Source organism: Streptomyces phyllanthi, assembly GCF_009377205.1.
Taxonomy (GTDB): Bacteria; Actinomycetota; Actinomycetes; order Streptomycetales; family Streptomycetaceae; genus Streptomyces; species Streptomyces phyllanthi.
In genome coordinates this window covers 1-9333 of record NZ_VJZE01000380.1, presented here as the reverse complement: position 1 = coordinate 9333, position 9333 = coordinate 1, and the positions used below count along the sequence as shown (strand labels likewise).

Sequence of the window (9333 nt, the reverse complement as noted above, 5' to 3'; positions counted from 1 at the left end):
GCTCGAGCCCGTGGGCGGGCGGGACCCACGGCGATGCCCGGTCCGTGCTGTGCAGCCGCAGGACGGTGGGGGCGGCCGGAATCTCGTCCCCGACCGGCAAGGGGTCGCACAGGTGAACGATCGCCATGTCGGCGAACGCCGGGACAGCCGCGCGGCACAGTTCGGACAGGGTCTCGTCGAGATTCATACCGCGGGCGATATGCCGGGTCGCCGCATCGAGGTACCGAAGCCGGTCGATTTGCGGGTCGGCGGCATCCGGCGTGCCATGTGCGTCCAGCGCGTCCTGGGCGGCCGGGGTCTCCGGGGCGTCCCGTGCGGCCGGGGCCGCCGGGGTCTCCTGTGCGGCCGTACCCGGGGCCTCCGGGGTGCCCTGTGCGACCGGGGCCTCCGCGGTGTCCTGCGCGACCGAGGTGTCCGCGGTACCCGGGGTCCCCGGGGTGTCCTGCGCGACCGAGGTGTCCGCGGTACCCGGGGCGTCTTGTGCGTCCGAGGTTTCCGGGGCCTCCGGGATGTCCTGCGCGACCGAGGTGTCCGGGGCGACCGGGGCCTCCGGGGCGACCGGGGCGACCGGGGCCTCCGGGGTGTCGGCACGTGCGTCCCGGTCGGGACCCGCGGCCGCCATACGGTTCACTGCGCCACCACCCCGGGCGCCGGGGTCCTCTCCCGACCGTGCGGGGCGCGCAGACCGCGGGGAAGCGGCACGCTCGTCCGCCCTGGCAGCCTGTGCGGCCTGATCGGCCTGCCTGCCGGGGCCTCCGTGGGCTGTGAGCCGCTTCCTCACACGTGTTGCTTCCGTCAGTGTGGGCGCCCGTGCCGGGACGGGCGCGTCGGGACCGTCAGGCCCGCAGTCTGCAGCGCAGGAAGATCTGCACCTCGGGCGGTACGTCCACGGTCGCCGGTGCGTAGGTGTGGATGGACTCCTCGACGATCTCGAAGCCCGCGGCCACGACGATCTCGCGCAGTTCCTCCCGCAGATAACCGGAGACCCGGATGGTGCTTCCGATGAACGGGATCGAGAAGTCGTCCACATCGGCCTCGACCATCGACAGGACGAACAGGCCGCCGGGAACCAGCAGATGACGTACGGTCCGCAGGGCCAGGGGGATCTCGGCCCGCGGCAGCATGAGCAGGGAGAAGAAGGCCGCCACCGCGTCGAAGCGGCCGAGGTCGCGGGGGCCTCCGGGGCGCAGGTCCGCTATGTCCGCCTGGTGGAACACCCCGGTGGGCACGTGCCCGCGGGCGAGGTCGACCATCCTGCCCGACAGGTCGACGCCGACGAGGTCGAGGCCCGCCTCCGCCAGCCGGCGCGAGGTCGGGAGCCCGGTACCGCACCCCAGGTCCAGCACCCGGGCCCCGTCCGGTAGCAGCCCGATGAGCCACTCGACGGCCGCGACCTGCCCTTCCTTGTGCGGGAAGGCCTCGTCGTAGCGGTTGCCGATGGCGTCGAAGGCCTCGGCCTGACCTGTGCGGTCGAGCTGGATGCTCCCGTAGCCGAGCTCGTCGGCGGGGCTGGTCACGATGTCTTCCCCCTGGCTTTTCAGCGCCTTCTGCCGGTCACTGCTGCCCTTCCGGCCTTCTGTGTGATTTTTTCACAGGTTGCACGAGATCGGGCGTGCGTTCCGCAGACACGGCAGGGCCCGCCGGAGCGCGAAGCTCCGGCGGGCCCGGGTGGGTGGAGGGGCGCCCCGATGGCGTCCCGTCGCTCAGAGGCGGCCGCCGCTGAGGCGGGAGAGCGGCCCACGCTGCCGCAGACCGGCACGGCGGCCCAGCGTGTAGGAGCACAGGACCACGGTGGCGGTCCCCGCCGCGCCCGTGGCCGCCACGACCTTCCTGGCCTTCAGGAGGGTCCAGGCCAGTCCGGCCTTCCCCACCGTCTGCCCGGCGGCCGAGGCGACGGTGCTCTGCACCGTCCTGGCCGCCACCTTGGCCTTCTCCGACGCCGCTCCGCCGAGGCCCGTCAGGGCCTCCTTGCCGCCGCGGCCCACGGCACCGGCCGCTTCCCCGGCGTTCTTCGACGCCTCGGTGGCGGCCTGCTGCGCCTCCTTCGCCGGTGCCGCGGCGCCTTCGGTCACGGTCTTCTTCGCCGCCCGCGCGTTCGCGGTCGGCGACTGTCCGTTCGTCGCTTTGTTGCTCGCTCCAGCCATACCGGTCGGATATCCGGACTCACGTTCGGCAAACAGCGAACCGTGTCGCACGGGTCACTGAAGCCGATGTCGAGGCCGGATCAGGAGCCGACGGGCTTTCCGCGCCCCCAGCCCCAGGCGAGCCGGTCGGCGCCGGACTGGTTGGTGGTGGCCAGCCAGGGCCGGGCCGGGTCGCCGACGAGGGTCTGCAGCGAGTAGGTGTCGCCGGTGCGCAGGCCGGGCCAGTAGACGGAGCCCATCTTGAGCTCACGGAAGGTGTCGGTGACGGCCTGCATGAAGTTGATGAAGTTGTTGTCGGGCGTCGGCTTGTTGTAGTCGAAACCGGTGGTCATGTGGGCGCCGAACTCGTCGGCGACGGTCCGGCCGGCGCAGTCACCGATGCGCTCCTTGAGGTCGGCCACCCACTGGTCGTAGGTGGCGTACTCCTTCCAGAACCCGTAGTGGTGCAGCGACAGATAGGTGCCCTTGAGGCGCGGGTCGGCGCAGACGGAGGTGACGTGGTCGTTGTAGCCGGCGCCGCTGACGAACACCCTGTTGCGGGGGACGGACCCGTACGTGTCGAGCCACTTCGCGGCGATGTCGGCCCACTCGGTGTCGGTGTAGCCGTGGGGCTCGTTCATCGGCTCGAAGTAGACGCGCTTGTCGTTCTTGTACGCCTTGACCACGGTGTTCCACATGGGCCAGTACGTGGCCTCGTCGTCGATGAAGCCGTCCTTGCGGGGGCCCGTCCCCTCCCAGTAGGAGAGGATCACCTTGAAGCCCCTGTCCGACGCCGCGTCGATGACCCCGCGGTACGACTTCCAGTAGGAGCCGTTGACGGTGTACGGGTTGATGGGCAGCCGGACGGTGTTGGCGCCGAGGTTCGCGCGGAACGCCGAGATCACCCGGCTCGCCTTGGTGTAGGTCTGGGCGTAGGTGTCCGAGGTCGACAGGCCGGACAGCACGACGGGGTCGTCGGCGAAGTTGTCACGGGGGTCGGCCCAGTTCACGCCCTTGAACTGGGTCGTGTCTCTGCTGAGTCGGGTCGTGTCCGTGTCCGTGTTCGGCGCGGCCTGGGCCTGGCCACCGGCCAGGGCGGTGCCGCTGGTCGCGGCGATCACCATCGCCACGAGGGCGGCGCGCAGCCGTGGGGTGAGGCGGGTGCCGGCGGGGGGTGTGCGCATCTCAGCTTGCCCTTTCGGAGGGTGGCGGCTCAGCGTGGGGCGGTGTGGGCCTGTCTGCGCCTGGCCGAGCGGCCGTCGGAACGTGTGCCGGGCCGGACGGTGCGGACCACGAAGGACCACGGAGGAGCACGGAGGACGGGGAGCGGTCCTGGGATCCGAGGGTGCTCCAGAGGTCGGACCAGCGGGAGAGGGTTCGCTCGTCGACCGGGCGAATACCCGATGGGTCACGGAGGCTCAGGGAAGGCGCGAGGGCCTCCAAGTGCCGTACGTCCTCGCCTGCCATGCGGAAACCATCGTTGTGCTCCTGCCTGCTCCCTCAGCGCAACGTGGTGGTGCGCCACCGACGCCGACCCGTCCATGGTCGGATGTTTACGTAAACATCTCCGGCGTTCGAAATCGTGGCACCGGGCACCACGAACGTCAAGGTTTCCCACGCGTGACAGCCGAGGCTCCCTCCCGTCCACGGGAGGGAGCCTCGGCCCCTTGCTCTCAGGGAAAAGTCCCTGCTTCTCGGGGCTTCTCAGGAAAGTTCCGTCACCCGGTCGGTGCCCGGAGGGGCGACGGGGGTGTGGGCGGTGAGGTAGTCGGTCAGGGCCGCGATGTCGTCGCCGCCACCGACCGGGTTCGTGCCCTCGGCGAAGGTGGTGAAGCCGTCGCCGCCCGCCGCCAGGAAGGTGTTGGCGGCCACCCGGTAGGTGGCCTCGGGATTCAGCGTCTCGCCGTCGAGCTTGATCGACTCCGGGTCGATGCGGTCGCCGACCGGGGCACCGCGCGAGTAGGAGTACGTCAGGCCCTTCGAGACACCCAGGACGAGGGTGGGCGCCCGGGTGCCCGAGTCGTTGAACTGCTCTTCCAGGATCTTCTCGATCTGCGCCCCCGTCAGGTCCACCGTCACCAGGGTTCCCGCGAAGGGCTGGACGGCGAAGGCCTCGGCGTAGGTGATCTCGCCCGGTTCCTCACCGCCCGTGGAGGAGGCGTACACCAGGTCCGCCCTGACCCCGCCCGGGTTCATCAGGGCGATCCGGGCCCCGCCCCGGTCGGCCGCCGACGTCGCCGCGAGCTGGGCGTCGGCGACCAGGTTCGCCAGGTCCGACTCGGCGTCGCGGGTCTCGGAGCGGGTGATGTCGGCGGTGACCTCGCCGACGACCCGGTTGGCCAGGGGCGCCGCCAGGGCCTTCCACTTGTCGATGACGGCGGTCTGGCCGGCGTCCTTGGTGGTGCGGGTGACGAGGTGGTTCATCGAGGCGACCTGGTCGCGTACGACGTCACCGGTACGGCGGTCCACCGGCAGCCTGGTCTCGGTGACCACACGGCCGAAGGACGAGGCCGAGGTGACCGTACGAGGGTTGCCGGCCGGGTCGGGCAGCGAGCAGATGTACGGCTGGTGGGTGTGGCCGGTGACCACGGCGTCGATCGCCGGGTCCAGGTTCTTCGCGATGTCCACGATCGGCCCGGAGATCCCGTCGCACTGCCCGTACGAGCCCGCCTGGACGCCGCCCTCGTGCAGCAGGACCACGATGGCCTCGACGCCCTGCTCGCGCAGCTCGCGTGCGGCGGCGCCGGCGGTCTCGACCTCGTCCGTGAAGCGCACGGACCTGATCCCCGACTGACCGGTGACCTCGGGGGTTCCCTCCAGGGTCATGCCGATGAAGCCGACCTCGACGCCGTCGACCTTCTTGGTCCAGGTGGGGGCGAGGAGCGGCTTGCCGCTGTCGCGGTCGATGACGTTGGCGGCGAGCCAGGGGAACTCGGCCCCGTCGTAGGGCTCGTCCTCGATGTAGCAGCCGTCCTCGGGGTGGCAGCCGCCGTTCTGCATGCGCAGTAGTTCCTCGGTGCCCTCGTCGAACTCGTGGTTGCCGACGCCGGTGACGTCCAGGTGCAGCTTCTCCATGGACTCGACGGTCGGTTCGTCGTGGAAGAGACCGGAGAGGAAGGGGCTGGCGCCGATGATGTCGCCCGCCGCGACCGTCAGCGACGCGTCGGTGCCCTCCCGGAGCTGGCCCAGCCGGGCGGCCAGGTACTCCGCGCCGCCCACCGTGGTCGACTTCGGGTCCAGCTTGGAGCCGAGGTTGGCGTCACGGCCCGTGGGCGGTTCCAGGTTGCCGTGGAAGTCGTTGAAGGACAGCAGCTGCACGTCGACGGTGGACGAGGGCTTCGGCCGGGTCGGGAAATCGTGGGTGTACGACGTCCAGAGCTTGGCGTCCCTGGCGTCCGTACGGCCGTTGCCGTCGAGGTCGCCGGCGTCACCCGCGCGGGGGAGCGCCTTCAGGTCCCTGCCGTTCACCGTGCCGTCGCCGTCGATGTCCGGGGTGTGGGCGGCCAGCAGCCCCGGGCGGACCGACAGCAGGTGGAACTTGGTGACGCTCCCGTTGAAGCCGAAGTTGTCGTCGGCGACGAGGACGAGGGAGCGGGAGCCGTCGGGCAGGGCCGGGCCCCAGGTGATGCCCTCGACGTTGTCGGCCTCGGTGCCGGTGGTGGTGAAGTCGTACAGCAGCTTCTTCGGCATCGGCTTCTCGGAGCCCGACAGTTTCTTCTCGCCGCCGACGTCGGTGGCGCCGATGGTGCTGGTCCAGTACAGGCGGATGGAGAAACCGACGCCGGACGCGAAGGACCGTTCGACGGTGATGTAGTCGGTCTCGTTGACGGCGAGGATCTCGGAGACACCGCGGTCCGCGGAGTACGTGCCGACGGGGGCGGGCAGCGGGGCGGTGGGCGCGTCGGAGATCGGATCGACCTCGTAGACGTACTCGGCCTCGGCCGCGCCGGTCTCGCGGTCCGCCACCAGCAGCCGGGACGGGCTCCTGGCCGTCAGCCCGGCCGCGGGGCCGTCCTGGACGAGGGCGTTCTCCGTGATGGTGACGGCCTTGCCGCCGTCGGGGGAGAGGGTCAGTCCCTCCAGGGCCTGGTTGTTGCGCACGCCCGCGGTGAGCGTCCCCGAGTCGGACCTGACCGGGGCGTACGCCTTCGGCAGCGGCAGTTCACGCTCGTACGCGCCGGACGTGCTCGCCTCACGGACGAACGCGGGCTGACCCGACGAGGAGGCCCCCTCGCTCGTCCACAGCAGGCTCTTGGCGCCCGGCGTCCAGCGGACCGCCTCGGGGTCGACGGCCTTGGCGGTGAAGGGTTCGCCGGTGGTGTCGTCGAGCACGGTCAGCGCGTCGAGGTCGGGCTCGTCGTGCGCGAAGGCGGTGCCGTCCAGCGGCAGGCGCAGGGTGTAGAAGCGGGCCTTGCCGTTCTCGGAGCGGTCGTCGCTGAGGGCGACGTACTCGCCCGACGTCCGGTCGAAGTCGATGCCGGACAGCCCGCCGAAGGGCATGCCGAACTCGCTCGTCCCGGCCGGTACGGTCAGGGTGTCCAGCAGCCGGATGCCGTGCTGCTCGGCGGAGTCCGTCCCGGGTTCGGCCGCGAACCCGCTCACGAGGGTCAGTCCGCTGAGGAGCGCGGCCGCGGTGACGCCGCTGAGGAGCGCGCGTCTGCGGCGCGTCCGGTGTCTGTGTCGCATGGTGTCCTTCCCTGGGGGAGTGGCGGTACGGGGTCCATCGGCCGTGCGCGGGCAAGGGTGGGCCGGCCCCTTGGCTCTGACCGGGAGGCAGCCGGGGTGATGGGGTGCAGCGGGATGCGACGACAGTAGGAAGTGCAAAACGTTTTGGCTACGTTGGCCGGTTTTCACTTCGTTTCTTCTGCGAGCCGCCTGAGGGACACCCTCAGGTCATCGAGGGGGGCAAGCGGCCGGACGGAATGAGCGTGTGACCGAACAGGGAGAGGAAGACAAGCCCGGCGGCCCGGCCGCCACCGGCATGCTGCCGATCGGCCTCGCCGTCGGCGCGGGTGTGGGCACCGCCTTCGGGGTGCTCACGGGCAACCTGAGCCTCGGGATCGCGCTCGGCACGGGCCTGGGTGTCGCGATCGGCGCGGCGGCGGGAAACGCCCGGCGGCAGCGGTAGGTGTGCTGTCCGGGCAGGGTGGTGACGCGGCTCGGGGCCGAGGCCGAACAAGGCGGGGCCGGCCAGGGTTCGTACGGGCCTGGGCTGTACTTCTCCGGGGCGGGCCCGGGTTTCAGCGGCGCCGGACCACGCGATTTCAGGGTTTGCCCGTAGGGGTGTTGAGGGTCTCTCATTAGCCCCTGGGTGTACGGCAGTTCCGATCACTCCGCCTTCGGAGGCATGACAAGTCTCTCCGTGGGCACGATGTACCAGGCTGCGGCGGCGAGGAGGCTGGTCCGCATCAGGGCACGGAAATCCCCGTGGCCCGAGGACCTGAACGCCTCGGGCACAGGCATGAGGAGGCCGCCATGAACCGCCGCATCCGCATCCGCACCAACCCTCGGCCCTCTGCTCCGCGCGATCTCACCATCGACCGGCGGACGCCCTCGGGACGCGTACTGCCGTACTGAGCCCCCGCACCGGCTCCGGCCGCTCGTCACGTACGTGTGCAGCGCCCCGTCGGGTTGCTCGCCGGCGGACGGCACTGGAGTCCGGAGTCGGCCGAACTGTCGCTGAGGTAGCGGCCGATGCAGGAGTTCGCCGTCGTCCGTCCGCGCTCGGCGCAGAAGGCCAGGGCAGCGCTGCCGTCGGTGAACGGTCCCGGGGCGTAGATCACCCAGTAGCCCGCGCGGAGCGAGGCGTAGTCGTCGCTCCGCACGTACGTCGCCTCCGGCACGGTCTCGCGGATCGTGGCGAGCCGCCGGTCCCGTGCGGCGGTGCCGCTGCCGACGGGCTCGGAGTACAGCTGGGCGATCCAGGTCTCCGTGACGGGGGTGCCGGGCGATGACTTGCTCGGGGTGGCCGACGGTCCGGTGCTGGGAGTGGTGCTGGTCTTGGGGCTCGGTGCGTCCTTCGGGCCTGTCGTGACTCCTGTGGGCCCGGTGGTCGCCGTGGCGGACGTGGTGGCCGGAGAGCCGGTGCCGCCGCCCGCCTGCTCCTCGCCGCCTCCGTCGCGCAGGACGAGGGTGAGCGTGACGGCGGTGACGACCGCCAGGACGGCCGCGACGGCGATGGCGACGGCGAGGAGGACCGGGGTGCGGTCGCGGGCGACGGGGCCGGGAGCCTGAGGGCCCCGGCCGGGCTGCGGGAGGTCCGGGCCCGGCAGGTCCTGCTGTGTCGGGGTCGGTGGCGCGGGGACGTGGGCCGGGGACTGCGCCGGGGATTCCGTCACCGTCACCTGCGTCCACGTGGGCATCGACCCCGACCCCGGCTCCACCTGCGCCAGCATCGCGTCCAGCCGTTCCGCGTCGGGCCGGGCCGACGGGTCGCGGACGAGGAGGGCCTGGAGCACGGGGGCGAGCGGGCCGGAGCGGACCGGCGGGGGCACCGGGTCGTCGAGGACCGCGGCCAGCGTGGCGAGCGTGGTCGGGCGGCGCAGGGGGCTCACGCCCTCCACACAGACGTACAGCACGAGCGCCAGCGACCACAGGTCGGAGGCCGGGTCGTCGTCGGTGCCGCGGATGCGCTCGGGCGCCATGTACTCGGGGGAGCCGACGAGTTCGCCCGTGGCCGTCAGCGCGGTCGAGCCCTGGAGCGCGGCGATGCCGAAGTCGGTGAGGACGGCGGTGCCGTCGGGGCGCAGGAGGATGTTGGCGGGTTTGACGTCGCGGTGCTGGATACCGGCCGCGTGGGCGGCGCGCAGGGCGGAGAGCACCTGGCGGCCCAGGCGCGCCGCTTCCACCGGCTCCAGCGGGCCGTCGGCCAGCCGCTGCTGGAGCGAACGGCCGGGGACCAGCTCCATCACGAGCCATGGATGGTCGTTCGGGTGCGCGTCGATGATCTGGTGGATCGTGACCACGCGCGGGTCGCTGAGCCGGGCCAGCGCCCTCGCCTCGCGCAGCACCCGTTCCCGTACGGCGGCCGAGGCCTCCGCGTCCGGTCGTACGGCCTTGAGGGCGACCTCGCGGTGCAGCACGGTGTCCCGAGCCCGCCAGACCGTACCCATTCCGCCACTGCCGAGCCGTTCGATCAGCTCGAACCGTCCGCCGATGATGTCCCCCGGTGCGTCCATGCGCGACAGGCTAGGGCAGGGGAGGGGGGTCT

The 9333-nt window shown here is 71.7% G+C and carries 6 protein-coding genes and 1 pseudogene; 1 reads left to right on the top strand and 6 read right to left on the bottom strand.

Annotation, left to right across the window (positions count from 1 at the left end; all coding sequences use genetic code 11):
- From FNH04_RS46845 to FNH04_RS34960, 5 genes and pseudogenes are all read right to left on the bottom strand, one after another.
- Positions 1-622: pseudogene (locus tag FNH04_RS46845) on the bottom strand (SpoIIE family protein phosphatase); the annotation flags it as partial.
- A 214-nt stretch (positions 623-836) separates the two neighbouring features.
- Positions 837-1517, bottom strand: a complete 681-nt coding sequence (locus FNH04_RS34975) for a class I SAM-dependent DNA methyltransferase (RefSeq protein WP_322724735.1) — start codon at positions 1515-1517, stop codon at positions 837-839.
- 186 nt (positions 1518-1703) lie between these two features.
- A complete protein-coding gene (locus FNH04_RS34970) occupies positions 1704-2144 on the bottom strand; it encodes a hypothetical protein (RefSeq protein WP_152789875.1) in 441 nt (146 codons plus the stop codon).
- 80 nt (positions 2145-2224) lie between these two features.
- The gene (locus FNH04_RS34965; protein WP_152789874.1) at positions 2225-3307 is read right to left on the bottom strand and encodes a glycoside hydrolase family 5 protein; all 1083 of its coding nucleotides are present in this window, start codon (positions 3305-3307) and stop codon (positions 2225-2227) included.
- Positions 3308-3827: 520 nt separating this feature from the next.
- The gene (locus tag FNH04_RS34960) at positions 3828-6809 is read right to left on the bottom strand and encodes an esterase-like activity of phytase family protein (protein WP_152789873.1); all 2982 of its coding nucleotides are present in this window, start codon (positions 6807-6809) and stop codon (positions 3828-3830) included.
- 244 nt (positions 6810-7053) lie between these two features.
- Here FNH04_RS34960 and FNH04_RS34955 point away from each other — a divergent pair, with 244 nt between their 5' ends.
- Positions 7054-7251: a hypothetical protein gene (locus tag FNH04_RS34955; RefSeq protein WP_152789872.1), complete on the top strand. Its 198-nt coding sequence runs from the start codon at positions 7054-7056 to the stop codon at positions 7249-7251.
- Between the two features lie 475 nt (positions 7252-7726).
- On the opposite strand, the gene FNH04_RS34950 is transcribed toward FNH04_RS34955, so the two are convergent.
- Entirely contained in the window at positions 7727-9301 is a 1575-nt protein-coding gene (locus FNH04_RS34950; RefSeq protein ID WP_152789871.1) for a serine/threonine-protein kinase, read from the bottom strand.
- Positions 9302-9333: the final 32 nt, after the last annotated feature.